Origin of the sequence: Amycolatopsis sp. NPDC049159 (assembly GCF_040648295.1) — a bacterium.
Lineage (GTDB): Bacteria > Actinomycetota > Actinomycetes > Mycobacteriales > Pseudonocardiaceae > Amycolatopsis > Amycolatopsis pretoriensis_A.
In genome coordinates this window covers 181,672-206,213 of the sequence record NZ_JBEZDL010000017.1, presented here as the reverse complement: position 1 = coordinate 206,213, position 24,542 = coordinate 181,672, and the positions used below count along the sequence as shown (strand labels likewise).

Here is a 24,542-nt window from a genome sequence, read left to right as displayed (position 1 = left end):
TTCCCGAGTGGGCCTGCCGGTGACCCGCGCGACCCGAAGCCGGCCCCGGTACGTGCCCGCCGTCTCTTCCCGTCGCCAAGGGCTCTACCGGCGAGTAACGTCGACCACATGGGTGTCGCTGCTGACGAACGCCAGGCCTTGAGCTCCCTCCTCCACGACCTCGGGCCCGACGCGCCCACGTTGTGCGAAGGCTGGACGACGCGTGACCTCGCCGCGCACCTCGTCGTGCGGGAACACCGCCCCGACGCCGCGCCCGGGATCATCGTTCCCGCGCTCGCCGGGCACACGCAAAAGGTGCAGGACCGCTACGCCGCCAAGCCCTGGGGCACCCTCGTCGACCAGGTGCGGAAGGGCCCGTCGAAGTTCTGGCCGACCGCCATCGGCCCCCTCGACGAGCTCACCAACACCGCCGAGTTCCTCGTCCACCACGAGGACGTCCGCCGCGCGCAGCCCGGCTGGGAACCGCGCCCGGCCGACGCCACCAGGGACGCCGCCGCGTGGAAGTCGGCCAAGCAGGCCGCCAAGCTCAACCTGCGCAAGGCGCCCGTCGGGGTCACCCTGCGGACCCGCACCGGGCAGGAAGCCGCCGTCAAGACCGGGCCCGATCCCGTCGCCGTGATCGGCGACCCGATCGACCTGCTGCTCTTCGTGTTCGGCCGCGACGCCGTCCGCCTAGAGTTCGAAGGCGACGCGGCCGCCGTCACGAAGCTCCAGGGTGTGAACCGCGGACTCTGAGCGTCACCCAGCGGCCCACCGGCAGCGCGACCACGATCGCGGCCAGCACCAGGTGCACGGCCATGAACGCGACCGCGGCCGGCACGCTCGGCGGGCCGCCGAGGAACACGATCATGTGCGACGCCCACTTCAGCTCGGCCGGCTTCGTGCCCGCCGCCCAGACGTCGTTGAGCGCCCAGAACGTCAGGTCGTTCACGCCCGAGATGACCACCAGGATCGACGCGATCCCGACCTTCAGCACGTTCGCCGTCCGGCCGCCGCCGAGGCGGTAGGCCAGCAGCGCGAACAGCACGATGAACGTCGTCACGAACAGCTCGAACTGGTACACCGGCTGGAAGTCCTGGTCGGGCGAGCGCGCGAACCCCTGCACCCGCATCACCAGTTCGGTGTCCAAATAGGACATGTACACGAACACGGCGAACACGATCAAGGCCGGCCCGAAGCGCCCGCGCGGGAACAGCGAAACCGTCAGCACCGCGAAGACGAACGGGCACAGCTTGAACGCCCAGTCACCGACGTTGTCCAGCGTCTGGTCCGGCGGCAGCACCACCATGATCAGCAGCGCGGTGACCACCGCCGGCACGGCGGCGACCAGCCACAGCCACTGCCGCCGCCGGTACAGGGCGGCGACCAGGCCGGGCGATTCCAAGAGCGTCACAGTTCCTTCTCCACCCAGAACGGTCCGAGGGCCAGCGCGTCGACGTCGGTCTTCAGGTAGCACGCGATCGCGTCGGCGGGGCTGGCCACGATCGGCTCGTTGTTGTCGTTGAACGAGGTGTTGACGACCATCGGCACCCCGGTCAGCTTCTCGAACTCGCCGATCATCCGGTAGTACAGCGGGTTGTCGGTACGACTGACAGTCTGCACCCGCGCGGTGCCGTCGACGTGCGTGATCGCCGGAACCTCGGCGCGCTTGTCCGGCAGGACGTCGAACACCAGCAGCATCACCGGGGACGGGTAGTCGCTGACGAAGTACTCGCCCGCCCGCTCCTCCAGGCACGAAGGCGCGAACGGCCGGAACGCCTCGCGGTGCTTCACCTTCTCGTTCATCCGCGTCTTCGACTCCGGGTCGCGCGGGTCGGCGACGAGCGAGCGGTTGCCCAGCGCGCGCGGCCCGCACTCCATCCGGCCCTGCACCCAGCCGACGATCTTGCCGTCGGCCACCTTCGCCGCGGTGTGCGCCGCGATGTCGTCGACGCGCTCGTACTCGACGCCGGCGTCCTGCAGCGCCAGCTCCATCTCGGCCTCGGTGTAGTCCGGCCCGGTGTAGGTGTAGCCGTCGCGCGGGCGCGGCTTGCCGTACTTGGCGACCGACACGTCGAGGGCCGCGCCGAGCGCGCACCCGTCGTCCGCGGCCGCGGGCTGGGCGAAGAAGTCCTCGAACGGCGTCTCCAGCAGGATCCGCCCGTTCATGACGCTGTTCAACGCGACCCCGCCGGCGACGCACAGCCGCTTCGAGCCCGTCTCGCGCTGCAGCCACCGCGCCAGGTGCAGGCCCGCTTCTTCGAGCGTCACCTGCAGCGCGTACGCGATGTCGCAGTAGTGCTGGGGAACGGGATTTTCGGCTGTGACGCGGGTTTTCGGCCGTGCGGGACCGAAGGCGTCGGTGAACTTCTTCGCCATCACGTGCTTGCCGGTGCGGTGGTGGCCGAACCAGCTCAGGTCCAGCTCGAAGCCGCCGTCGTCGTCGAGGTGGATGAGCTGCTTGAACGCGTCGACGTAGGTGTCCTCGCCCAGCGGCGCGAGGCCCATGATCTTGCCTTCGTCGCGGGTCGGGTAGAAGCCGAGGTAGCCGGTGACGCCGGCGTACATCGCGCCGAGGGAGTGCGGGAACTTGATCCGCCGCAGGTCGGCGATCTTGTTCCCGCGCCCGTGCGCGAGGTAGGTCGCCGTGCCGTCGCTGCCGATGCCGTCGAAGGTGAGCACCGCCGACTCGTCCCACGGCGAGATGAAGTAGCCGCTGGCCGCGTGCGCGCGGTGGTGGTCGACGAGGTGGGTCTTGAACTTCGTCGGCCCGGTCCAGCCCACGGCCTCCTTGACGTCGTTCGCCAGCGTGTAGGACCGCTTGATGTGCGCGAGGACCGCGCCGCCGACGTGGTAGTCGTCGTGTCCCTTGCCACCGCCGGTGAGGAAGGTGTCGACCATGCCCGCGGACTTGCCGCCCTCGTCGCCGTTGGTGTTGCGGAAGACGTCCAGGGTGCCGGGGAAGTACCGCGCGAACACCTTGGCCGCGTGGATGCCTTCCTTCCAGCGCTGCCAGTAGTAGGCCACGTGGTCGACGTCGGCGAGCGTGATCCCGGCCCGCTCCAGGCAGAACTTGATGGCCTCGGCGGGGAAGCCGCCGTCGTGCTTCACGCGGGTGAAGCGCTCCTCCTCGGCGAACGCGATGATCTCGCCGTCGCGCACGAGTGCCGCCGCCGAGTCGTGCACCCGGCTGATGCCCAGTACGTACATGATTTCTCCCAGTGGTTCAGAATCGGCGGACCAGGCGCCGCAGGACGGCCGCCTTCACCGCGAGCGCGAACACGAGTGCGGCGAACCCCCCGACCGGCCCGAGGACGGGGACGAGCAGCGCCGCGGCGGCGGCGGTGGCGACGAGCGAGACGACGGCGGTGCCGGACGTCAGCGTCAGCACCTTGCTGTTGGTGTTTTCGATGAGGAAGCCCGCGTACAGCCCGGTCGCGTACAACGCGGTCTCGACGAGCACGAGCAGCCCGAGGACGACGTACGCGTCTTCGGCCGTGAGCGAGGCGCGGGTCCCGGGGATGGCGAGACCCGCGCCGAGCAGGACGACCACGGCGATCCCGGCGCGTTCGACCAGCCGCAGCAGCGCGACCGCCCGTGCCCGCCCGGCCGCCGCGCCCGTGCCGCGCATCCGCCGCGACGCCGCCGGCTGGTGCAGCTTGAGCTGGTAGTACAGCAGCGAGCAGAACGCGCTCGACACCAGCAGCGCCAGGTAGAACGGGCCGCTGTCGGTGGTCCGGCCGGACAACGCGAGCACCGCGAACACGACCGACGTCGAGATGACGTCGAGCAGTTCGGTCAGGCCGAGCAGGACGGTGCTGCGGCCGAACGCGGGCAGCAGCCGGTGGCCCGGCACCCCGCCCCCGCGCAGCCACGGCCGGGGCAGCAGCGCGACCGAAGTGCCGAGGATGACGAGGATCCCGCCCAGCAGCAACGCCAGGTGCGTCTCGGGTGGCCAGCCCACCGCCCACGTCACGCACGTCACGACGCCGACCACGACCGAGCCGGCGGCGAACGCCAAGGCGTCCAAAGTGGACTTGTCGCGCAGCCGGTGCAGGCCGGACACCGTCATCAGCAGCCCGCCGGAGATCGACCAGGCCGCCGCCGTCAGGTACAGCGCCGCGTCCGACCGCGGGGCCACCACCAGCGCGACGACGGTCGCGGCCAGCACGGCCAGCACCGGCACCGCGGCCAGCCGGACCGCGAGCGCCGCGACGGCGTCCCGGGTCCGGTGCAGCCGCGGCAGGCTCTTCAACGCCGACTTCTCCGCCGCGGCCGGCACGAAGTTCAGCCAGGTCATCAGGCCGAGCGCGTTCGCGAAACGCCCGTAGTCGCGGGCGCCCCACGCCGTGATCAGGACCAGCCCCATCACCTGCACCGAAAGCCGGAACACGCCCCGGCCGGCGAGCAGGCGCAGCACCACCGCCGGCCGCGGCGGCGCCACGGCCGGGGCGGTGCTGACCGAGGGAGGACCCGTCACGGCAGGGGTACCGCCATGTCCTGGTCGCTCAGCAGGAACTTCAGCGTGCCGCGCACGGCGTTCTCCGCGGACAGCAGTTCCGGCACCGACCCGGCCGTGAGCACGACGTACCCGAGCTTGTGCCCGGCCTGCTCGTAGGGCCGGACGAACGAGCCCTCGTCGGCGAACAGGTGCAGGCCGACCAGCCCGGGCAGCGCGCGCACGTCCGCGACACCGTCCACCCGGGACAGGTGACCGCCGCGGTCGGACGCCAGGATGTGCACCAGCGTCGGCTTCGGCTGGTGCAGGTCCAGCCGCACCTCGTCGCCGGTGGCGGCGGCGATCCCGGCGCCGATCAGGTCGGCGCCGTGGCAGTGCGCGATCGCTTCCGCCAGCCCGTTGCCGCCCATCCGGGCGCCCATCTCGATGAGGTAGAGCCGCCCGTCCCGGCCGAGCACGGCGTCGAGCGTCAGCGGTCCCGTCCGGTAGCCGAGCTCGGTGCAGATCTGGTCGAGGGCTTCGATCAGGCTCAGCTCGACGTCGGCGGGCAGCTCGGCGGGCAGCAGGTGCGACGACGTCACGAAGAACGGCGGCGGCGTGAGCACCCGCTCGGTCACGGCGTGGAAGACGATCCGGCCGTCGACGACGAGCGCCTCGATGGTGAAGTGCGAGCCGTCGAGGTGCTCCTCCACGACCAGGCGGCCGGACGGCGAGAACGCGAGCGACTCGGTGAACGCCCTGGTCAGCCGGCCCGGACCCGGGCAGGAGACGACCCCGCGGCTGCCCGAGGAGTCGACCGGCTTGACCAGCGTCGGGAAGCGCAGCTGCTGGGCGGCGTGGATGAGCTCCGGTCCCGGGCGGCCGTCGACGCTGCGGTAGCTCGGCAGGCCCAGGTGGTCGCACAGCGCGCGGAACACCGACTTGTCCGTCGACGCGGCCACCGCGTACTGCGGCAACGGGTCCGGCATGCCCCAGTGGCGGGTCAGCCACGCCAGCGCCGGCAGGCCGACGTCGCTGGCCGGGCAGAGCACCCCCGCGAGGTCGCGGCGGCCCTCCAGCGCCGCCGCGATCTGCTCCGGTGCGCGCACGCTGACCTGCAGGAACTCGTCCGCGTACGCCACCGCCGGTGCGCCCGGCCGGACATCGACGCAGATCGTGCGGAACCCCAGCTCCCGCGCCCGCTCGTAGGTGCTGACCGAACCGTCCGCGCCCCCCAGGATCACCAGGGTTCTCGCGGGGTCCTTCTTCGAACTCGTCACGCCGAAACGCCTTTCCCCAGGTGCACATCGATGAGCCGGGGACCCGCCGGGTCCGCCGGGGTGAAGAGCCGGTCCTCGGCGTCGACGACGACGTTCGCTTCCCGGACGTAGAACTGCCGCGGCCGCGGCTGGCCCGCGCCGACCACGACGAGGTAGCGCACGGTCAGCGACGCCACCAGCAGCAGCACCGCGAGCAGCGCGAACAGCAGCGTGGCCGTGACCCCCGCGCCGAGCAGGCCGAACGCGGCCGCGCCGCCGGCGAGCACCGCGATCCCCGCGGCCAGCAACGCCGTCGCGGACGCCGCGGTCGTGAGCCGCCGGGTGAAGCCGACGAAGAGCTCGATGGCGTGCGATGCCAGGAACCCGAAGCCCACTTTGGACTCGCCGCGCTCGCGGGCCCGGTGCGCGACCTGGACGCAGGTGTACCGGCTGGTCAGCCGGGGGACCGTGGCCAGGAAGTACGGCGTGCCGAGCCGCAGGTCGACGATCTTGCGGGCCAGTTCCGCGCGGACCAGCCGGAACGCCGTGGCGCCCGGCGGGATCTCGATCCGCAGGACGCGCCGGCCGAGGAAGTGGAACGCGGCGGTGCCCCACCGCCGCAGCCGCGGGTCCTGGCGGTTGGTGCGGACGCCGAAGACCGCGTCGTTGCCCAGCTCCGCCGCCGCGACGAGCTTCTCCGCTTCGGCGGCGGGGAACTGCTGGTCGGCGTCGACGTGCAGGATCCACGGTTGCGCCGCGTAGCGGTAGCCCGCCGAGAACGCGGCTTCGAAACCGAAGTTCCGAGAAAAGGACAAATACCGCACGCGCGGGTCGGCGGCCGCGAGTGCGCGGATCTTGTCCAGTGTTCCGTCGACGCTCCCGTCATCGACGTAAAACAATTCGAGTGAGTAGTGGCCTAGTTCGTTGGTTATTTCCCGATAGGACGGTTCGACGTTCTCGACTTCGTTGAAGCACGGAATGACTACGGTGAGTCCACTATGGGCCGGACCCGGGAAAGGGCTGGTCATCTACCCCGTCCAGGTCTGTGTAGCGATTTCGTGTCCGCGCGGTCACCGACAGTGCGAATGGTGATCATGAATCCCCCAGCCGGATCCGATAAGGCCGCTTGCCGATTGCGGTGTGGCGGGAGTTATAAGCAGACGGATCGCGGAACGGCGACGGTACTTCGGCGAATTCCTCCGTTCAGACCCAGACCAAAGTAGTAACCCATCCGGCATTCGGGGTGACCTGACGGCCAAGTCCTTCCCCACGGGCCGGTCGGTGGCGCAGACTCCCCGGCCATGTGGAATCTGGGGGCGGGGGTCGTGTGGCGCGCTGCCTACGCGCGGGCGGTGCGCTCGGCGTTCGCGACGGTGCCGTTCTACCGCGAGCGCTGGGCGCTCGACGGCCGGGAGGACCCGGTCGTGGTGCCCGGTCGCACCGGGACGAACGGCGGCGCGGTACCCCTCGCGGAAGCGGTGCACAAACTGGTCGACCTCGTCCCGCTCGCCGGCGGCGCCCGGCGGCCCGAGCCGGCGCGCGGGCTCGGGCGGGTGCTGCGGACGGCTCGCCGGCCGGGCCCCGGCAGCCTGGTCGTGGTGCTCGGACCCGACGACCTGCGGCCGCCGTCCGACCTGCCGAAGGGGGTGCGGGGCTGCGTCGCCGATCCGGACGCGCCGAGCGCCTCGGTGCTGCGCGAAGTCGCGGCCGTGCTGGACCGCGGGCGCCGCGTGCTCGCCGTCGGTGACGACAAGGCGATCGCGGTGTTCGCCGAGGACCACCGCGTCGAGGCCGTGCCGCACCGCGAACTCGATTCGCTGGACGCCGGCCCGTACGGCGTGCTGCACGACCCGGTGCTCGGGTACCTCGGCGCCTTGGGTGACTGCGGGCGGTGGCACCTCGACTGGCCGCACGTCTACGCGCGCCCGACCGCCGCCGGGCTCGCGTTCACGTTGCTGCGCCAGGCTTCCCCGCGGTTCGTCGATGTCGTCCCGGCCGGCGGGGTGCGCGGCGAGATCGCGTTCTGCCCCCGGCACGGCACCCCGGTCGTCCTGGCATGAGGTTCGCGTTCCACGACCCCCGCGCCGACCCGGCGCCCGCGGGGTGGGCGGAGTTTTCGCGGGCCGCCCGGCTGCACCCGGTGTGGGACTACGGCGTGATGGGTCTCGAAGCCTGGGGTGCCCGCAACCCGCAGCTGCTGGTCGTCGCGGCCGACGGCGACGCGCTCGTCGCCGCGGTGTCCGTGCTGGTCTGCCGTCCCCGGCTGGCCCCGCGGTTCGCGCCGCGGCCCGGGAAGCGCTTGCTGCGGCCGTTCTGGGCCGAGGTCTGCCAGCCGTGGCTCAGCGGCTACCCCGGGATCGCGTTCGCGCCCGGGGTGCGCGACCACGCGGCGCTGGTGCGGGAGTTCGAGCGGGAGCTGGGCCGCCACCTCGGGCCGGGCCTGCTCGGTGTCGTCCACCGCGCGCTCGGCGAGGAGCTCGCCACCGGCCTCGCCGGCCGCGGCCGGCTCGTCAAGCGCGTGGACCCGGTGGCGGTGCTGGAGAACCGGTTCGAGTCCGAAGAGGACTGGATCGCGTCGCTGTCGAAGTCGCGGCGGGCGGGACTGCGGCGGCAGCGGCGCCGGCTCGCCGAAGACCCGTCGCTGGTGATCCGCGGTGGCGCGGGCCGCACCGACCTCGACGGCGCCGAGCTGGCCGGGCTGATCCAGGCGCACCGCGAGCGGTACGGGCGGCTGGCGCTGGACACCCGCACGCCGCCGTCGGCGGGGTTCCTCGACCGGTTCGTCCGGCGGCCGGACGTGCACACCCTGACCTACACCGGCACCGGCGGGCAGCTGCTCGCCGTGCAGACCATGCTCGACCACCCGGACACCCCCGTCCTGCAGCACTGGGCGGCGCTGCCGCCGGCCGCGGGCGGGAAGAAGTGGCTGTACTTCGACTCCTACGTGCGCGCGGTGCGCTTCACCGCGAAGCGCGGCGCCCGGGAGCTGTCCGCGGGGCGCGGCATGATCGAGCTGAAGCAGGAGCTGGGGTTCCGGCCCCGGCCGGTCTACACGGCCGCCGTGCCGAGGCCGGTGCTGGGCCGGTGAAGACCGTGACCGCGGTGTCGCGGGTGGACGTCCACGACCCCCGCACCGACCCGCCGCCGGAGGGCTGGGCCGCGTTCCGGGCCCGGTGCCTGCCGCCGGTGTGGGACTACGAGCTGCTGCGCCGCGAGGCGTGGCTGGCGAAGAACCCGCCGGTGCTCGCCGTCGTCCGCCAGGGCTCGCTCGTCGTCGGCGCGTTGTCGGCGATGGTGTGCCGGGGCTGGGGCGCGGGTACGTTCGGCCCGCTCTCCGGTGGCCGGTTCCGGCCGCGCTGGGCCGAGGTCTACCTCCCGCTGCTGAGCGGTTATCCGGCGTGCGTGTTCGACGACGGCTTCACCGAGCGGCGCACCGCGATCCGCCAGTTCGAGCGGGCGCTGCGCGAGTACGTCGGCCCCGGCCTGCTCGGCGTCGTCTACCGGGCGATGAACCCGGAGCTGGTGCCCGCGCTGGCGGGCCGGGCCCGGATCAGCCGCGAGATCGACCCGGCCGCCGTGCTCGTCAACCGCTATTCCACTGTGGACGAATGGGCGGCCGCGCTCGCACCGGACGTCCGCCGGTACCTGGACCCGGACGTCGCCACCGAAGCGGCGGCCGGGCGCACCGACCTCGATCCGCACGAGCTGGCCGTGCTGCTCAACGCCCACCGCGCGCGGCAGGACGACCGCGCGTGGGCCGGCGGCCAGCGTTCCCGCGTCGGCGGGCTGCACCTGGACACCCGCAGCCCGATCGCGCCGGCCTACCTCGACGCGCTCGTCCGGCGGCCGGACGTCGTGACCCGGACCTACCGGGCCGCGGACGGCAAGCTGCTCGGCTTCAACACGATGATCGACCAGGACCGCGGGTGCGCGGTCCACCACTGGGCCGCGCTACCGAGCGCGGAAGGCGGCCGGAAGGGTCTCTATGTCGACTGCTACGCCCGCTGCGTGGCCCACATGATCGCCGCGGGACGGCCGGAGCTGACCGCCGGCCGCGCGATGCTGCCGGAGAAGGAGGCGCTGGGCTTCGGCACGCGAAGCCTCTTCTCGGTGGCGGTACCGAGGCCGGTGCTGGGCCGATGACCTGGACCGTCCGGGTGCTCGACCCGCGCACCGATCCCGAACCCGCCGGCTGGGCCGCGTTCCTCGAAGCCCAGCAAGCCCCGCTTACCTGGGACTACGGCTTGCTGTGCACGGAGTCGCGGCCGTCGCGCAGCCCGTACCTGCTCACCGTCGTCAGCGACGGCGACGAGCTCGTCGCCGCGGTGCTCGCGATGGTCTGCCACCCCGGCGGCTCGAGCGAACCCGGCGCGGTCGGCGGTGTCGCGCGGTGGACGCCGCGCTGGCTGGAGGTCCAGCACGCCTGGCTGTCGTGCTACCCGGCGTGGCTGTTCGCCGAAGCGCTCGACGCCGCCGCGCGCCGCGAGATCCTGCGCCGGTTCGAACGCGCCGCCTGCCGGCGCACCGGGCCGGGCTGCCTCGGCGTGGTCTACCGCGCGGCCACCCCCGACACCGCCGGGCTGGTGGCCGGGCGCGGCCGGCTCGTCCGGGGGATCCAGCCGGCCCTGGTGCTGGAGAACACCTTCGGCGACCTCGACGACTGGCTCGCGTCACTGAGCCGCAACCGCCGCTCGAGCCTGCGCGGCCAGATCCGCAAGATCGCCGCCGACCCCGGGGTGGTCGTCCGCGAGGGCACCGCGCGCGACGACCTCGACCCCGAGGAGCTGGCGGCGATGCTGCGGGCGCACCGCGCGACCAAGGGGCCGGTGAAGTTCGACCAGCGCGGCCCGGTGACCGCCGAGTACCTCGGCGAGCTGGTCCGCCGCCCCGACGTCGTCACCACGACCTACCACGACGCCGAGGGCCGCCTGCTCGCCTTCACCGACCTGCTCGACCACCCGGTGATGCCCCTGCACCAGCACTGGGCCGCGCTGCCGCCCGACGGTGGCCGGCCGAAACACCTCTACTTCGACGTCGTCGTGCGGGGAGTGCGGCACATGATCGAGAACAACCGGAAGTTCCTGTCACTGGGCCGCGGGGTCACCGACCTCAAGGCCTCGCTGGGGTTCAGCCCGAGCCCGATGACCGGCGTGGTCGTGCCGAGGCCGGTGACGCGGTGGTGATCGACGTGCTCGACCCGCGCCACGACGCGGAACCGGCGTACTGGACGGCGTTGCGCGAGCGGGCCGGCCTGCGCGCGGACTGGAGCTGGGCGGTGCTCGCGACCCAGGCCTGGGCCGCGCGGACCCCGCAACCGGTGACGGTGCTGCGCGAGGGCGGTGAGCCGACCGGGGTGGTCAGCGCCGCGTGGGTCACCGGCCGGACGCGGCGGCACCGGTTCGCCGGCACCGGCCGGGGCCGGGTCGGCGGCCTCGACGTCCGCGGGCCCGGCTCGGGTTCGCAGCCGGGCTGGTGGTTCGCCGACGCGGGCGGCGACGGCGGCGTCACGCGGCTGCTCGAGGCGTACGTCCCGGCCATGCGGGCCGAGCTCGGCCGCGGCCTGCGCGGGCTGCTGGTGCGGCAGGTCGGCGAGCCGGGCGTCCCCGCCGTCGACGGCCGGTTCCGGCTGGTGCGCCGGACCGAGGACATCGCGGTGCTCGACGTCGCCGCGTTCGGCTCGCGCGACGACTGGATGAACTCCCTGGCCCGCAAGCGGAAGCAGAACCTGCGCAAGATCTTCCGGACCTTCGACGCCGACCCGTCGGTCGAGGTGCGGTTCGTGCCGGGGAAGGACGCCGACCCGGTCGCCGTCGCCGAGGTGCTGCGGCACAACGAGCGCAAGCACCACGACGTGCCGATCGTGCCGTTGCCGCACTTCACCGGCTACCTGGCGGCGCTGCTGCGGCAACCCGACGTCTCGGTGATCTCCTACCACGACACCCGGACCGGGCGGCTGATCGCGCTGGCGACGCTGCTCGACCACCCGGACCTGCCGATCGCCCGGCACTGGGGCGCCCTGCCGCCGTCGGACGGCGGCCGGCCGAACCTGTACTTCCACTTCTACGGCGAGGCGGTGCGCTGGGCGATCGCGAACGGGCGCGCGTCGGTGGTGTTCGGCAAGAAGATGACGGAGATGAAGGCGACCCTCGGCGCGCGGCTCGTCCCGCAGTTCGCGGCGGCCGTCCCGGTCTGGTGTTAGCTTCCCGCCATGCCCATGATCAGCGTTTCCCTGTTCCCCGGCCGCACGCCCGCCCAGAAGAGCGCGTTGGTCCGCGAACTGACCGACGCCTTCGTCCGCACGTGCGGCGGCAAGCCCGAAGGCGTCCAGGTGACGCTGGTGGAGATCGGCGCCGACCACTGGGCCACCGGCGGCGTCCTGCACTCCGAACGCTGAAGCCGCACTTTCACGTGAAAGTGCGGCCTTGGCCCCCGCACTTTCACGTGAAAGTGCGGGGGTTGGGGTCAGCGCAGGTTGAGGGCTCGCAGGGCGAAGTGGACCTCGATCGACGTCTGCTTGATCGTCTCCGCGATCACCAGCGAGCCGTGGCCCGCGTCGTAGCGGTAGAACTCGTGGTGCAGGTCGCGGCCGCCGAGCCGGTTCAGGTAGTTCTCGATCTGGCGGATCGGGCAGCGCGGGTCGTTGTCGCCGGCCAGCACGAGCACCGGCGCCGTGACGGCGTCGACGTAGGTGAGCGGCGAGCACTCCCGGTACACCGCCGGCACGTCCTCCGGCGAGCCGCCGAACAGCGCGCGGTCGAACGAGCGCAGCTGCTCCATCTCGTCTTCGTACGCGGCGACGTAGTCCGCCACCGGCACCCCGGCGACACCCGCCGCCCACCGCGCCGGCTGCGTGCCGAGCGCGAGCAGGGACAGGTAACCGCCCCAGGAAGCGCCGTTGACGACGCACTTGGCCGGGTCGCTGAGTCCACTTTGGACGGCCCAGTCGTGCACCGAAGCGACGTCTTCCAGCTCGGTCAGCCCCGGCCGGCCTTCGATGGCGTCGCGCCAGGCCGAGCCGTAGCCGGTCGAGCCGCGGTAGTTGACCTCGACCACGGCGAACCCGGCGTCGAGCCAGGTCGCGCGGTAGGCCGAGAAGCGGTCCTCGTCCGCCGCGTGCGGGCCGCCGTGCAGGGAGAACACCGTGGGCAGCGGGCCGTCGGCCGCGTTCGAAGGCCGCGAGACCAGCGCGTGGATCCGGCCGCCGACGCCTTCGACGAACGCGTCGGTCACCGGCTCGGACCCCGGCGCCCGGTCACCCGGCGGCTCCAGCAGGATCGCGTCGGCGCCGTCGGTGGTCCGCGAGCGCACGGCGCTGGGCTCGGCCGCGCTCGACCACGAGTATTCGACCGTGCCGTCCGGGCGGACGCCCGCGCCGCCGATCCGGCCGGCCGGGGTGTCCACAGAGGACAACTCGGCGGTGTCGAGGTCGTAGCGGTACAAGGAACTGCGGCCCTCGTGGAAGTGCACGACCAGCAGGGCGCGCGCGTCCGGGTACCAGCCCGCGACGACCTCGCCGGGCAGGTCCAGCTCGAGCTCGGTCTCGGTGTCCGCGCGGACGTCCCAGACGAGCAGTTCTTCGCGGCCGCGGCGTTCATGCAGGACGAGCAGCCGCTGGTCGCCGGGCAGCGGCGAGAACTCCAGCGCGGACAGGCCCTTGCCCTCGCCGTCCCACTTCTCGGCGACCACGCCGAAGCCGTCGGTGGCGAGCACCCGCAGCGCGGGGTGGCGCGAATCGCCGTGTTCGGAGTGCGAAATCGCGATCAGGCTCTCGTCGCGGGAGAGCGAGGAGATGCCGGCGTCGTCCGCGTGGCTGTAGAAGCGGTGCGTTTCGCCGTCGACCCGGGCGAACAGCTCGCTGCCGTCGTCGGTCGAGACGCCGACCGCGACGAGCTTCGCGCCGATCTCGAGCCCGGCCGGGTAGCCGTCGTGGACGTCCGGGACACCCTTCTCCGGCTTGCTGCCCTCGGTCGCGGCGAACGGCTCGCGCACCCACGAGCCGAACTCGTCGCCGTCGGTGTCGTCGAACCACCAGATCCACTCGCCGTCCGGGGACGGCGTCGCGTGCAGGGTGCCGTTGGGCCGGTCGGTGACGCGGCGGTGCTCGCCCGTCGCGCGGTTCCAGGCGTAGACCTCCCAGACGCCACTGGAATTGGACACGTAGATGTTGGCGTCGGGCGCGTCGCGGGCCCAGTCGGGCGTGGAGATGCGCGGCGCGTGGAAGCGGGCGCGCCAGCGGTTCTCGGCTTCGGCGTCGTCGAACAGCCGGTCCGGGACCACCGCGGGCGGATATTGGTTCGCTGACTGCGTGCTCACCCCTCGATCCTGCCACCTTCTGGCCGTACTGTGTGCGGGGTGCTGGAGGGTTACGCGCCGGGCTACGGGCGAGACGCGGTTTCGATGATGTCCGCGCGCACGGCTGCCGAGCGCGCGGCGTTCGCCCAGCCCCTGTTCGCCCCGGGCACGTGGGTGGTCGACCTCGGCTGCGGCCCGGGCTCGATCACGCTCGGCCTGGCGGCGGAGTCCCGCGTCACGGGGGTGGACCTCGACGCCGGTCAGGTCGAGCTCGCCCGGGCCGCCGCCCGCCGCGCCGGAAGGTCCACAGTGGACTACCTGGTGGCGTCGGCGTACGACCTGCCGTTCGCGGACGCGAGTGTGGACGTGGCTTTCTCGCACGCCTTGTTCGAGCACCTGGCCGCTCCGCTGGACGCACTCGCGGAACTGCGCCGCGTGCTTCGCCCCGGCGGTCGCCTGGCGCTGTCCACTTCGGACTGGAGCAAGGCTCGCCTGCGCCCGAAGACGGCGAACGTCGACGCGGCCCTGCGCGGGCACTACCTGCTGCGCCGCCAGGCGGGCGGCAACCCCTTCGCGGGCCGGGTGATCGCCGAGCAGTGCGCGTCGGCGGGGTTCACGGAGATCGTGTCGAGAGCCCGCTACCGCTCGGACATGAGCTACCGGGACCTGGCGAAGTACGTGGAGTCCCGGTTGGAAGCGGCGCTCGAGGGGGAGGGCCGCGACCGCGACCAGCTGGCGAGCGCGGCGCGTTCGGCGTCGGTGTGGACCCGCGGCGGGGACGGCGACTTCAGCCAGTGCTGGGTCGAAGTGACGGCGACCCGCTGAAACCAGAAGAGCCGGTGTCCGAAGACACCGGCTCTTACTCGTCGGGGTGGCGGGATTCGAACCCACGACCTCCTCGACCCGAACGAGGCACGCTACCAAGCTGCGCCACACCCCGAGGTACTGCTTAACGGGTCGTGGAGAAGTCTAGCGGACGGTGTTTCGGGCTTTCCGCGGGGCCAGCTTTCGGGGCTTGGCGGGCTCCGATCCACGCGGGACCAGCGTCAACAGGCTCGCTTCCGGCGGGCAGGCGAACCGGGCCGGCGCCCACGGCGACGTCCCCAGACCGGCCGAGACGTGCAGCCACATCTGCGCGCCCCACCGCGAAGCGCCCCGCGCGCGGCTGCGATCCAGGTCACAGTTGGTGACGATGGCGCCGTAACCCGGGAGCCGCAGCTGGCCGCCGTGGGTGTGCCCCGCCAGCACGAGGTCGTAACCGTCCGTGGCGAACGTGTCGAGGACCCGCGGCTCCGGCGAGTGCGTCACGCCGATGCGGACGGCGGCGGTGCGGTCGGCCGGGCCCGCGATGTCGGGGTAGCGGTCGCGGCGCAGGTGCGGGTCGTCGACGCCGGCCGCGAACACGGCCTGCCCGCCGACGTCGACGGTGCGGCGGACGTGCGTCAGGTCGGTCCAGCCGTGCTCGACGAAGGCCGCGCGCAGGTCGCGCCAGGGCAGCTGAACGCCGTGGATGCGCTTCTTCTTGCCCCGCGGCATCAGGTACCGGGCCGGGTTCTTCGGCTTGGGCGCGTAGTAGTCGTTGCTCCCGAAGACGAACACCCCCGGCCGGTCGAGCAGCGGGCCCAGCGCGCGCAGCACGGACGGCACGGCCGTCCGGTGCGACAGGTTGTCCCCGGTGTTGACGACGAGGTCGGGGTTCAGCTCGTCGAGCGCGGCGACCCAGCGCTGCTTGCTGCGGTGGCCCGGCAGCATGTGCAGGTCCGAGACGTGCAGGACGGTGAACGGCCGCGAGCCCGGCGCGAGCACCGGGAGTTCGGCGGTGCGCAGGGTCCAGTGGCGCCGTTCGATGCCGACGGCGTAACCGAGGGTCGCGACGCCGAGCGCCACCGTCCCCGCGGCGAGGCGCTTCGCGGTCGCCCCCGACGTGCTTGTGTTACTGAGCGTGCTCACGGGCTCCAGGATACGTGCTCAACGGTTGGATGAACTCGCCGCCGTTCTGGGGAACCTGCCGATTAGCATCTGCGTCGGCCCGTACAAGGGTGACCAGCCGGGGGGTTGGGGAGAACGATGGAGCAGTTCGGGCCGTACAAGATCGAAGGCCTGCTCGGCCGAGGGGGAATGGGCGAGGTCCACCGCGCCTACGACACCGCGCACGACCGCGTGGTCGCGCTGAAGCTGCTGTCCGGTCCGAACGCGGGCGACGAAGCCTTCCGCGCGCGGTTCCGGCGCGAGTCGCAGATCGTGGCGCGGCTGCGGGAGCCGCACGTCATCCCGATCCACGCCTACGGCGAGATCGACGGCCGCCTCTACCTCGACATGCGCCTGGTCGAAGGCAAGGACCTCAAGGAGCTGCTCGAGGACGGGCCGCTCACGCCCGAGCGGGCCGCCGGGATCGTCGAGCAGGTCGCGGGCGCGCTCGACGCCGCCCACGAAGACGGCTTGGTGCACCGGGACGTCAAGCCGTCCAACGTGCTCGTGACGAGCGCCGATTTCGTGTACCTCGTGGACTTCGGCATCGCGCGGTCGATGACCGCCGAGGGCACGTCGATCACCGGCACCGGCAACGTGATCGGCACGCTCGACTACATGGCGCCCGAACGCTTCGGCGACGCCCCGATCACCGGCCTGGTCGACGTCTACGCGCTCGCGTGCGTGTTCTTCGAGTGCGTCACCGGCCGCCGGCCGTTCTTGGGCGAGGGCGCGGCCGCGCAGATGGGCGCGCACCTGACCGCGCCGCCGCCGGTGCCGTCGCAGGTGCGGCCGGGCCTGCCGGCCGCGCTGGACGCCGTGGTGGCGCACGGGATGGCGAAGGAGCCGGCCGCCCGCTACCCGACGGCGAAGGCGTTCGCCGACGCCGTCCGCGCGGCGGTGACCGCGCCGGCGCCGCCGGCCCCGACGTGGCAGAAGACCCTGCCGGGCCCGGTCGGTCCGGTGGGCCCGATGGCCGTGCCGGGTCCGCCGACCCCGCCGCGGCCCACGCTGGCCGCGCCGCCGCCGACGTTCTCCGGCCCGCTGAACCCGCCGTCCGGGCCGGTCCCGATGGCCGCCCCGGTGACCGGGCCGTACGCCGGCCCGCCGACCGGTCCCCACCCGGGCCCGCCGACCGGCCCGCAGCCCGTCCGGTTCACCGGCCCGGCGGGCAAGGTCGGCCCGGCCGCGCCGCCGAAGTCCCAGCGGAACCGCTGGATCGCGTTGTGCGCCGCGCTGGCCGGCGTCGTCGTGGTCGCGCTGGTGATCACCTACGTCGTGACCAACGGCGACAAGGGGAACACGGCGGGGCCCGGCCCGATCACCCCGAAGACCGTCGTCTCGACGCCACCGCCCTCGCCCTCGCCGACGCCGGAGAAGAGCCCGGAGACCGCACCGTCCACTTCGGAATCGAAGAGCGCGCCCGACACGAAGCTGTTCGCCGCGCTCCCCGCGGTCTACAAGGGGTACACGTGCGTGCCCGCGGCGGCGCCGGCCGGCACGGCCGCGGCGGCGGAGTGCACGGACTCGAACGTCGGCGACGTCAAGATCGGCAACGTGGTGTTCCAGCAGCCGACCGGGGCGAAGTTCGTGCGCTTCCCGGACGCGGCGGCGATGGACGCGTTCTTCCAGGACATCGTGAAGACCCAGGGACTCACCCGCGACGACGCCCACGGCGCGTGCCGGCCGGACACGCACCCGAAGATCTGGGGCACGTACTACCGCGCGGAAGTCCCGAACCCGGTCCCCGGCGAGTTCCTGACCTGCTTCCTCGGCGACCCGGCGCAGCTGGTGTGGACGGAGAAGAAGACCCTCGTGGCGGGGATCCTGCTCTCCACCAAGGTGACGGACAACGACGAGCTGGACAAGCTCTACCAGTGGTGGAACACCGAGGTCCTGTCGGAGATGCCCGAGAACTGAAGAAGGCCCGCGGTTCCCCGCGGGCCCTCCTCGTCGTCCTGGCTACCGGCGACCGCCGCCCAGGTACTGCGGATCCGGTTGCGGGAGCTCCATCCTCGGCTGGCTGGCGTCCATGATGTTCTTCATCGCGCCGAACCAGGTGCGGGCCGGTGCCTTGCCGCCGAAGATGTTCCCGCCGCCGCCGCAGACCCGGACGTTGCCCGGCCCGGCGTCGCAGATGCCGCCCTGCCCGCCGCCGAACTTGAACGTCATCGCCGCGCCCGCCAGCTGCGGGGTGCCGCCGACGAACGCCGCCGAGACGTTGCCCTGCGTCGTGCCGGTCTTGCCGATGATCGGGCGGTCCCAGCCGACGTCGGCGGCGGCCTTGGCCGACGTGCCGCCCGGCTGGTCGTCCTTGCTCATGCCCACGGCGAGGGTGTTCGCCAAGCCCTCGGGCACGGCCTGTTCGCACGGCGCTTCCTTGACCGGCACCGGCTTGCCGTTGCGGTCGGTCACCCCGGCGATCGGGGTCGGCGGGCACCAGACCCCGCCGGAGAGGATCGTCGCGGCGACGTTGCCCATCTCCAGGCCGCTCACCGGGCTGAACCCGAGCGTGAACGCGCCGAAGCCCGGGCTGTTCCCGTTGGGACCGTAAGCCTCCGCCTGGCTCTGGCTCTTGCCCTTGACGTTCGGGTCTACCGGGCCGCCGCCGGTGTTGCTCGCCATCGTCTCGCGCAGGCCGAGCCGCTTCGCCATGTCGATGGCGGGGCCGGTGCTGCCGAGCTGGTCCTCCAGCGCCACGAACGTGGTGTTCGGGGACGTCGCCAGCGCCGTCTGGAGGGTCGCGTTGGCGCCCACCCGGCTGTAGTCGCCCGCGTTGCCGACGCAGTACCAGTAGGTGGCCGGTTTCCCGGTCGGCGTGGTGCTGCAGCCGCCCTTGCCGGTCGAGAACACGTGCGACGTGTAGGAGTCCGGCATGTCGACCGGCGAGTAGATCCCCGCGATGCCCTTGTCGAGGACGGCCGCCGACGTGAAGATCTTGAACGTCGACCCGGCGCCACCGGTGTTGTAGACGCCCGCGGGCAGCGCGTACGTCGTCTGGCCGGCGTCCTGGTCCTGGCCGTAGTCGCGGTTCGCGGCCAGCGCGACCACCTCGTGCCGGTTCTTGCCCGGTCTGATCAGCGACAGCGTGTTCGCGACGTACTTCTGGGTCTTGTCGACCTGCGCCTCGGCCGAGACCTTCGCCTCGTGGTTCGCGCGCTCGTCCAGCGTGCTCTTGATCGTGTAGCCGCCGGTGTAGAGCTGGTCCTTCGTCATCCCGGACTTGAGCAGGTAGTCCTCGACGTACTGGCAGAAGAAGCCGGACTCCGGGCCCGCGCCGATGCAGTTGGCCGGCGGCTTCGCCGGGAAGTCCGGTACGACGCCCAGCGGCTCGCCCTTGAAGCGGTCGGCGTCGGTCTTCGCCAGCTTCTTGTTCTCCACCATGCGGTCGAGGACGAGGTTGCGGCGCGCGGTCGCCTTGTCCGCGTGCTTCCACGGGTCGTTGTTGATCGGGTTGTTCACCAGCCCGGCCAGCAGCGCGGCCTGCGGCACGGTCAGCTTCTCCGGCGTGGTGTTGAAGTACGCGTGCGCGGCGGCGCCGATGCCGTAGATCTGCCGGGAGAACTCGACGATGTTGAGGTAGCCCGCGAGGATCTGCTGCTTGGACAGCTTCGTCTCGAGCTGGATCGCGATCCGCGCTTCCTTGAGCTTGCGGGCGATCGACTGCTCCTGGGCCTTCTTCTGGCCGACCGGGTCGTTCCGGTAGACGACGTTGATCAGGTAGTTCTTGGTGTACTGCTGGGTCAGCGTCGACGCGCCCTGCGTGTCCGCGCCGGTGGTGTTGCTGACGGCCGCGCGCAGGGTGCCCTGCCAGTCGACGCCGTGGTGGTCGTAGAACCGCTTGTCCTCGACCGAGACCAGGGCCCACTTCATGGCCTCGTTGATCTGGTCCGGCGTGATCGGCAGCCGGTACTGGTCGTAGAGGGTCGCGATCGGCTTGCCGGTGCTGTCGGTGACGGTCGTCACCAGCGGCGGCGGGATGTCGGCGAGGTCCGACGAAGTCTTCTCCACCGTCTCGCTGGCCTGGTTGGACATGACACCGGCGGCCCCCACGACCGGGAAGAGCATGCCGGCGACGAGCACCCCGGCGAGCAGGCAGAGGCCGATGAGCTTGAACAAACCGTCCGCTTTTCGCACGAGGGCCAGGCTACCCGGAACGACTCAGGCGACGGTGACGCCCTGTCTCCGCAAGTGTGAAATCAGTGACAAAACCGACCCCCTTCGGTGACTTCTGGTAACGGAAGGCATTCTAGGTCTCGACGGGGGGAACCGAGGGCCCCTACAGTCCGTCAACGTCTCACGAAGAAAAGCCGTCGGATGGATCAACGCGAGTGGGAGCTCGCCTGCTCCGTTCGGCGGCACCGGCACCGGGGAGGTGCCCGGGTAACCGACGTGAGCTGAGGGAGACACGCTCGCGGGGGCAAGGAGCGCAGTGCCTTTCCCCGCTGGTGCGTCGATCACCAGGGTAGGGAGCTGGGGGTATGGAAACCAACCAGTCGAGCTGGCGAATCAACGCGTCCTGCCGGGACGCCGATCCGGACGGCCTGTTCGTCCGGGGTGCCGAGCAGAACCGGGCCAAGGCCGTGTGCCTGGGCTGCCCGGTCCGCACGGAATGCCTCGCCGAAGCACTCGACGGCCGCATCAACTTCGGGGTCTGGGGTGGCATGACCGAACGGGAACGGCGGGCGTTGCTGCGCCGCCGCCCCGACGTGGAGAGCTGGGCCGAACTGCTGGAAGCGGCCAAGCGCAACGCACTGGAGCGGGTCGAAGTCGGCTGAGCAGGCCGTCACTTTCGTAGGGAAAGTTCCGTCTCGACCGCTCGAGCGCGCAACTTTCCCTATGAAAGTGACGCGTCAGCCGGCGAGCTTCACGCCGATGTCGCGCAGTCCCTCCAGGTCGTGCACGTCGCCGGCCAGCGCGGGCACCCTCGCCAGCGCCACCTCCGGGTGCGCCCGGGTGAACCGCGCCAGCAGCCGCTCTTCGCGCGCGGCCAGGGCGACGCGGTCCGCGTGCAGCCGCAGCACCGCCTCGGCCAACGGCGCGTTCTGCAGGTTCTCGGCCGCCGCCAGTGCCTCCGCGGCCGAGAGCGACGCCAGTACCGGGTGCGTGCGGTTCGCGATCAGGCCGGCCAGCGGCATCGACTCCGAGGACAGCCGCTCGACGAAGTAGGACGCCTCGCGCAGCGCGTCCGGCTCCGGGGCGGCCACCACCAGGAACGACGTACCCGACGAGCGCAGCAGCTCCGCCGTCTTGCGGGCGCGCTCGCGGAAGCCGCCGAACATGCTGTCGAACGCCTGCATGAACGCCGAAGCGTCGGTCAGCAGCTGGCCGCCGATGATCGTCGACACCGCTTTCGCGAACATCGAGAACCCGGCGTTGACGACCTTGCGCAGGCCCCAGCCGCCGGCCTTCGCCGGGCCGGTCAGCAGGCGGATCATCCGTCCGTCCAAAGCGGACGACAGCCGAGTCGGGGCGTCCAGGAAGTCCAGCGCGGAGCGGCTCGGCGGGGTGTCCACGATGATCAGGTCCCAGTCGCCGGTCGCCGCGAGCTGGCCCAGCTTCTCCATCGCCATGTACTCCTGCGTGCCGGAGAACGACGTGGAAATGGTCTGGTAGAAGGGGTTCTTCAGCAGCTGCTCGGCGCGTTCCGGGCCGGCGTGCACGCGCACCATGTCGTCGAACGTGCGGCGCATGTCGAGCATCATCGCCCACAGCTCGCCCTTGGGCTCGAAGCCGTCGACCTGCACCTGCTTCGGGTGGTTGCCGAGTTCGCGCAAGCCCAGCGCCTGGGCCAGCCGCCGCGCGGGGTCGATGGTCAGCACGACCGTCTGGCGGCCGCGCTCGGCCGCGCGCAGCGCCAGCGCCGCGGCCGTCGTGGTCTTGCCGACACCGCCCGAGCCGCAGCAGACGATCACACGGCTTTCCTGGTCGTCCAGCAACGCGTCGATGTCGACGGTGGTCACAACCGCACCCCCTGCTCGGTCAGGGCCTCGGCCAGCTCGTAGAGGGCCGCGACGTCGATGCCGTCGGTCAGGTCCGGCAGTTCGAGGGTGGGCAGGTCGGCCTCGGCGAGCTGCTCCCGCGCCCGCTGCTCGGCGGCGACCCGCACGGCGTGCTCGACGGTCTCGTCGACCAGCGCTTCCAGCGTCTCCTGCGGCAGCTTCAGCCCGGCCGACGCGAGCCCGTCGCGGACGCGCGAGGCGTCGACGCGGCCGTCCGCGGCGGCGGTCACCGAACGGGCCGGCAGCCGCGGCGGTCTGACCCGGTTGACCAGCACCGCGCCGGGGCGCAGGTCGGCGCCGTCCAGCTCGGCGACGGCCTCGACCGTCTCGCGGACCGGCATCTCCTCCAGCAGCGTGGCGAGGTGGATCACGGTCTCGCCGGAGTGCAGCAGCTTGACGACGCCGTCGGCCTGGCCGCGGATCGGGCCGGTCTTCGCCAGGTCGGTCAGTGCCTTGGTGACGTCGAGGAACTTGACGACCCGGCCGGTCGGCGGCGAGTCGACGACGACGGCGTCGTAGGTGTGCCGCCCGTCGGACTCGGTGCGTCCGACGCACTCCTTGACCTTCCCGGTGAGCAGGACGTCCCGCAGGCCCGGCGCGAGGGTGGTGGCGAACTCGATCGCGCCCATCCGCCGCAGCGTCCGGCCGGCGAAGCCCAGGTTGTAGAACATTTCGAAGTACTCGAGCAGCGCGGCTTCGACGTCGATGTGCAGCGCGCGCAGCTCGCCCCCGCCGGGGACGGACGCGATGCGCTGCTCGGCGTAGGGCAGCGGCTCGGTGTCGAAGAGCTGGGCGATGCCCTGGCGGCCTTCGACTTCGATGAGCAGCACGCGCCGGCCTTCGCGGGCGAGCGCGAGCCCGAGCGCGGCGGCGAGCGTCGTCTTGCCGGTCCCGCCCTTGCCGGTGACGAAGTGCAGCCGGGCGCGGGCAAGCTCGTCGGTCCAGCCGGCATGGGAAGTGGTCACTTCTTCACCCTAAATCAGCTCTCAGCTGGCCAGCAGCATGACGCTGACCGCAGCGGCGACCGCCGCGACCAGTGCCCAGGCCACGGCGCCGGGCAGCACCGTGAGGGTGAGCACGCCCACCACGAGCAGCAGGGTGAAGGTGATCACGCCGCCGACGGCCACCTGCCCCGAGCTCTGCGTCCGATCGCGCACCTTCGCCATCACGACGAGCACCAGGGGGAGTCCGGCCGCCGCGAGCAGCGCCGTCGCGATCACGCGCCAGGTATCCACGGGCCAACGCTAGCGACGTGAGATGAACCACACGACGGCGCGTCGCGCGCCGTTTTCCGGCGGCGGCACCCGGCGCCCTTGCCCGCTTGGCTACGCTCCCGACCTATGAGCGCCACCAAGTGGGAGTACGCGACCGTTCCTCTGCTGATCCACGCGACGAAGCAGATCCTCGACCAGTGGGGCGAGGACGGCTGGGAACTGGTCACCGTGCTGCCGAACCCGACGGGCGAGCAGCACGTCGCGTACCTCAAGCGTCCGAAGGGCTGATCCGTGAGCTGGAGCGAACGGCTGAAGGAACTCGGCATCGAGCTGCCCGGCGTGGCCGCTCCGCTGGCCGCCTACGTGCCCGCCGTCCAGAGCGGGAAGCACGTCTACACCTCGGGTCAGCTGCCCTTCGTCGACGGCGTGCTCGCCGCGACCGGCAAGGTCGGTGCGGAGATCAGCCCGGAAGAGGCGAAGGGGCACGCCCGCACGTCGGTGCTCAACGCGCTCGCGGCCGTGCACGCACTGGTCGGCATTGACAACGTCGCGCGGATCGTCAAGGTTGTCGGCTTCGTGGCTTCCGCGGAGGGCTTCACCGGCCAGCCCGCGGTCGTCAACGGCGCGTCCGAGCTGCTCGGCGAGGTCTTCGGCGACGCGGGCATCCACGCCCGCTCGGCCGTCGGCGTCGCGGAACTGCCCATCGGCTCGCCGGTGGAGGTCGAACTGATCGTGGAGGTGCAGTGATGGATCCGGACATCGAGCAGTCCACGCACGAACTGCTGCTCCGGCTGGCCGGGCGGCTGCCCGACCAGCTGCTGTGGCGGTTCCGCGACTGGCTCGGCGAGGGCGCCATGGGCACGCTCGCCCGGACCCTGCCGAGGTCTTTGCTTAAGCACAGGATCGATCTCGACCAGACGGAGTACCGGCTGCTCGTGGCCGGTCTCATCCCGCACGGCGCGGACTGGCACCAGGTCAGTTCGACGCTGGGGGTAGACGACGTCACCGAGAACCGGTACACATTCACGTCGAGTGCGCCCGAATGGGTTAACTCGGTCGACTCCGTGTCCGTGTTGATCCACGCAACGTTGCGGGGACGCCCGGACGTGGGGGAAGTGCGGCAGAGCTGGCGACACGTCGGTGTGGTCGGGCAGGGAACCGCCAAGCGCGTCCTGCTGATCACCGCACAGGCGGGGTTGCCGAGGCTGACCGGCGAGCTGCAGCGGGTGCTGCGCGTTCTGGGCGACGAAGAGCCCAGCGTCGAAGTCATCCCGCCGCGCTTCGACCTGCCGGGTTACCACCGGGCCGCGCTGGCCGACTCAGAGCTGGTCTGCGTGGGCGCGGTGACGGGAAGCCGGCTAGTAGCCGCATAACGCTCGCCCGCCAGCGA

24 protein-coding genes and 1 tRNA gene are annotated in these 24,542 nt (G+C 72.0%); 13 read left to right on the top strand and 12 right to left on the bottom strand.

What is annotated here, in order from left to right; genetic code table 11:
- Positions 1 to 108: 108 nt before the first annotated feature.
- Positions 109 to 735 carry a TIGR03085 family metal-binding protein gene (locus tag AB0B33_RS29860; protein ID WP_247017237.1) on the top strand — a complete coding sequence of 209 codons (627 nt, stop codon included), beginning with the start codon at positions 109 to 111 and terminating at the stop codon, positions 733 to 735.
- On the opposite strand, the gene AB0B33_RS29855 is transcribed toward AB0B33_RS29860, so the two are convergent.
- The 5 genes from AB0B33_RS29855 to AB0B33_RS29835 are packed head-to-tail and all read right to left on the bottom strand — an operon-like array spanning position 701 to position 6,704.
- Entirely contained in the window at positions 701 to 1,393 is a 693-nt protein-coding gene (locus tag AB0B33_RS29855; protein WP_360777660.1) for a hypothetical protein, read from the bottom strand. The two genes, AB0B33_RS29860 and AB0B33_RS29855, sit on opposite strands and share 35 nt — an antisense overlap.
- On the bottom strand, positions 1,390 to 3,189 hold the full coding sequence (locus AB0B33_RS29850; protein ID WP_360777658.1) for a carbamoyltransferase C-terminal domain-containing protein: 1,800 nt from the start codon (positions 3,187 to 3,189) through the stop codon (positions 1,390 to 1,392). The genes AB0B33_RS29855 and AB0B33_RS29850 overlap by 4 nt, the downstream gene beginning before the upstream one ends.
- Before the next feature lie 16 nt (positions 3,190 to 3,205).
- Positions 3,206 to 4,459 carry a hypothetical protein gene (locus tag AB0B33_RS29845; RefSeq protein ID WP_360777656.1) on the bottom strand — a complete coding sequence of 418 codons (1,254 nt, stop codon included), beginning with the start codon at positions 4,457 to 4,459 and terminating at the stop codon, positions 3,206 to 3,208.
- Positions 4,456 to 5,697 carry an ATP-grasp domain-containing protein gene (locus AB0B33_RS29840; protein ID WP_247017246.1) on the bottom strand — a complete coding sequence of 414 codons (1,242 nt, stop codon included), beginning with the start codon at positions 5,695 to 5,697 and terminating at the stop codon, positions 4,456 to 4,458. The genes AB0B33_RS29845 and AB0B33_RS29840 overlap by 4 nt, the downstream gene beginning before the upstream one ends.
- Positions 5,694 to 6,704 carry a glycosyltransferase family 2 protein gene (locus AB0B33_RS29835; RefSeq protein ID WP_360777654.1) on the bottom strand — a complete coding sequence of 337 codons (1,011 nt, stop codon included), beginning with the start codon at positions 6,702 to 6,704 and terminating at the stop codon, positions 5,694 to 5,696. Before AB0B33_RS29835 ends, AB0B33_RS29840 begins: the two co-directional genes overlap by 4 nt.
- Before the next feature lie 324 nt (positions 6,705 to 7,028).
- Here AB0B33_RS29835 and AB0B33_RS29830 point away from each other — a divergent pair, with 324 nt between their 5' ends.
- Genes AB0B33_RS29830 through AB0B33_RS29805 form a run of 6 tightly spaced genes read left to right on the top strand, consistent with a single transcriptional unit; the run spans position 7,029 to position 12,070 of the window.
- The gene (locus tag AB0B33_RS29830; protein ID WP_360777746.1) at positions 7,029 to 7,736 is read left to right on the top strand and encodes a hypothetical protein; all 708 of its coding nucleotides are present in this window, start codon (positions 7,029 to 7,031) and stop codon (positions 7,734 to 7,736) included.
- Entirely contained in the window at positions 7,733 to 8,764 is a 1,032-nt protein-coding gene (locus tag AB0B33_RS29825; RefSeq protein ID WP_360777652.1) for a GNAT family N-acetyltransferase, read from the top strand. Before AB0B33_RS29830 ends, AB0B33_RS29825 begins: the two co-directional genes overlap by 4 nt.
- Positions 8,761 to 9,819, top strand: coding sequence for a hypothetical protein (locus AB0B33_RS29820; RefSeq protein WP_360777650.1), 1,059 nt, complete (start codon positions 8,761 to 8,763; stop codon positions 9,817 to 9,819). The genes AB0B33_RS29825 and AB0B33_RS29820 overlap by 4 nt, the downstream gene beginning before the upstream one ends.
- Entirely contained in the window at positions 9,816 to 10,859 is a 1,044-nt protein-coding gene (locus AB0B33_RS29815; protein ID WP_360777648.1) for a GNAT family N-acetyltransferase, read from the top strand. The genes AB0B33_RS29820 and AB0B33_RS29815 overlap by 4 nt, the downstream gene beginning before the upstream one ends.
- On the top strand, positions 10,853 to 11,875 hold the full coding sequence (locus tag AB0B33_RS29810; RefSeq protein ID WP_360777646.1) for a GNAT family N-acetyltransferase: 1,023 nt from the start codon (positions 10,853 to 10,855) through the stop codon (positions 11,873 to 11,875). Before AB0B33_RS29815 ends, AB0B33_RS29810 begins: the two co-directional genes overlap by 7 nt.
- Positions 11,876 to 11,884: 9 nt before the next feature.
- Positions 11,885 to 12,070 (top strand): tautomerase family protein, encoded by a 186-nt coding sequence (locus AB0B33_RS29805; RefSeq protein WP_247017259.1) that lies wholly within the window; start codon positions 11,885 to 11,887, stop codon positions 12,068 to 12,070.
- 68 nt (positions 12,071 to 12,138) lie between these two features.
- Here AB0B33_RS29805 and AB0B33_RS29800 read toward each other — a convergent pair whose 3' ends face one another.
- Positions 12,139 to 13,989 carry a prolyl oligopeptidase family serine peptidase gene (locus AB0B33_RS29800; protein WP_360777644.1) on the bottom strand — a complete coding sequence of 617 codons (1,851 nt, stop codon included), beginning with the start codon at positions 13,987 to 13,989 and terminating at the stop codon, positions 12,139 to 12,141.
- 39 nt (positions 13,990 to 14,028) lie between these two features.
- On the opposite strand from AB0B33_RS29800, the gene AB0B33_RS29795 reads away from it, so the two are divergent.
- Positions 14,029 to 14,793, top strand: a complete 765-nt coding sequence (locus AB0B33_RS29795) for a methyltransferase domain-containing protein (protein WP_247017263.1) — start codon at positions 14,029 to 14,031, stop codon at positions 14,791 to 14,793.
- Positions 14,794 to 14,834: 41 nt separating this feature from the next.
- On the opposite strand, the gene AB0B33_RS29790 is transcribed toward AB0B33_RS29795, so the two are convergent.
- Positions 14,835 to 14,908 (bottom strand) — tRNA-Pro (locus AB0B33_RS29790).
- Positions 14,909 to 14,937: 29 nt separating this feature from the next.
- Entirely contained in the window at positions 14,938 to 15,918 is a 981-nt protein-coding gene (locus tag AB0B33_RS29785; protein WP_247017265.1) for a metallophosphoesterase, read from the bottom strand.
- A gap of 117 nt (positions 15,919 to 16,035) precedes the next feature.
- Here AB0B33_RS29785 and AB0B33_RS29780 point away from each other — a divergent pair, with 117 nt between their 5' ends.
- A complete protein-coding gene (locus tag AB0B33_RS29780) occupies positions 16,036 to 17,856 on the top strand; it encodes a protein kinase (RefSeq protein ID WP_360777641.1) in 1,821 nt (606 codons plus the stop codon).
- Between the two features lie 42 nt (positions 17,857 to 17,898).
- Here the strand turns inward: AB0B33_RS29780 and AB0B33_RS29775 are convergent, their stop codons facing one another.
- Positions 17,899 to 20,073: a transglycosylase domain-containing protein gene (locus tag AB0B33_RS29775; protein ID WP_360777639.1), complete on the bottom strand. Its 2,175-nt coding sequence runs from the start codon at positions 20,071 to 20,073 to the stop codon at positions 17,899 to 17,901.
- Between the two features lie 344 nt (positions 20,074 to 20,417).
- Here AB0B33_RS29775 and AB0B33_RS29770 point away from each other — a divergent pair, with 344 nt between their 5' ends.
- Positions 20,418 to 20,714, top strand: coding sequence for a WhiB family transcriptional regulator (locus AB0B33_RS29770; RefSeq protein ID WP_247017272.1), 297 nt, complete (start codon positions 20,418 to 20,420; stop codon positions 20,712 to 20,714).
- Between the two features lie 75 nt (positions 20,715 to 20,789).
- Here AB0B33_RS29770 and AB0B33_RS29765 read toward each other — a convergent pair whose 3' ends face one another.
- Genes AB0B33_RS29765 through AB0B33_RS29755 form a run of 3 tightly spaced genes read right to left on the bottom strand, consistent with a single transcriptional unit; the run spans position 20,790 to position 23,173 of the window.
- The gene (locus AB0B33_RS29765) at positions 20,790 to 21,899 is read right to left on the bottom strand and encodes an ArsA family ATPase (RefSeq protein ID WP_360777637.1); all 1,110 of its coding nucleotides are present in this window, start codon (positions 21,897 to 21,899) and stop codon (positions 20,790 to 20,792) included.
- Complete coding sequence (locus AB0B33_RS29760; RefSeq protein WP_247017276.1) at positions 21,896 to 22,903, bottom strand: ArsA-related P-loop ATPase; 1,008 nt, start codon at positions 22,901 to 22,903, stop codon at positions 21,896 to 21,898. The genes AB0B33_RS29765 and AB0B33_RS29760 overlap by 4 nt, the downstream gene beginning before the upstream one ends.
- Before the next feature lie 21 nt (positions 22,904 to 22,924).
- Complete coding sequence (locus AB0B33_RS29755) at positions 22,925 to 23,173, bottom strand: hypothetical protein (protein WP_360777634.1); 249 nt, start codon at positions 23,171 to 23,173, stop codon at positions 22,925 to 22,927.
- Positions 23,174 to 23,278: 105 nt separating this feature from the next.
- On the opposite strand from AB0B33_RS29755, the gene AB0B33_RS29750 reads away from it, so the two are divergent.
- The 3 genes from AB0B33_RS29750 to AB0B33_RS29740 are packed head-to-tail and all read left to right on the top strand — an operon-like array spanning position 23,279 to position 24,525.
- Complete coding sequence (locus AB0B33_RS29750) at positions 23,279 to 23,440, top strand: DUF4177 domain-containing protein (protein ID WP_086679227.1); 162 nt, start codon at positions 23,279 to 23,281, stop codon at positions 23,438 to 23,440.
- A gap of 3 nt (positions 23,441 to 23,443) precedes the next feature.
- On the top strand, positions 23,444 to 23,899 hold the full coding sequence (locus AB0B33_RS29745) for a RidA family protein (protein WP_247017280.1): 456 nt from the start codon (positions 23,444 to 23,446) through the stop codon (positions 23,897 to 23,899).
- The gene (locus tag AB0B33_RS29740; protein WP_247017282.1) at positions 23,899 to 24,525 is read left to right on the top strand and encodes a hypothetical protein; all 627 of its coding nucleotides are present in this window, start codon (positions 23,899 to 23,901) and stop codon (positions 24,523 to 24,525) included. Before AB0B33_RS29745 ends, AB0B33_RS29740 begins: the two co-directional genes overlap by 1 nt.
- The last annotated feature ends 17 nt before the right edge of the window (positions 24,526 to 24,542 follow it).

Coding starts and splice junctions, on each gene's coding strand:
- AB0B33_RS29750 (WP_086679227.1), top strand. CDS start 23,279: ATGAGCGCCACCAAGTGGGAGTACGCGACCGTTCCTCTGCTGATCCAC.
- AB0B33_RS29805 (WP_247017259.1), top strand. CDS start 11,885: ATGCCCATGATCAGCGTTTCCCTGTTCCCCGGCCGCACGCCCGCCCAG.
- AB0B33_RS29835 (WP_360777654.1), bottom strand. CDS start 6,704: ATGACCAGCCCTTTCCCGGGTCCGGCCCATAGTGGACTCACCGTAGTC.
- AB0B33_RS29825 (WP_360777652.1), top strand. CDS start 7,733: ATGAGGTTCGCGTTCCACGACCCCCGCGCCGACCCGGCGCCCGCGGGG.
- AB0B33_RS29815 (WP_360777648.1), top strand. CDS start 9,816: ATGACCTGGACCGTCCGGGTGCTCGACCCGCGCACCGATCCCGAACCC.
- AB0B33_RS29740 (WP_247017282.1), top strand. CDS start 23,899: ATGGATCCGGACATCGAGCAGTCCACGCACGAACTGCTGCTCCGGCTG.
- AB0B33_RS29770 (WP_247017272.1), top strand. CDS start 20,418: ATGGAAACCAACCAGTCGAGCTGGCGAATCAACGCGTCCTGCCGGGAC.
- AB0B33_RS29850 (WP_360777658.1), bottom strand. CDS start 3,189: ATGTACGTACTGGGCATCAGCCGGGTGCACGACTCGGCGGCGGCACTC.
- AB0B33_RS29780 (WP_360777641.1), top strand. CDS start 16,036: ATGGAGCAGTTCGGGCCGTACAAGATCGAAGGCCTGCTCGGCCGAGGG.
- AB0B33_RS29860 (WP_247017237.1), top strand. CDS start 109: ATGGGTGTCGCTGCTGACGAACGCCAGGCCTTGAGCTCCCTCCTCCAC.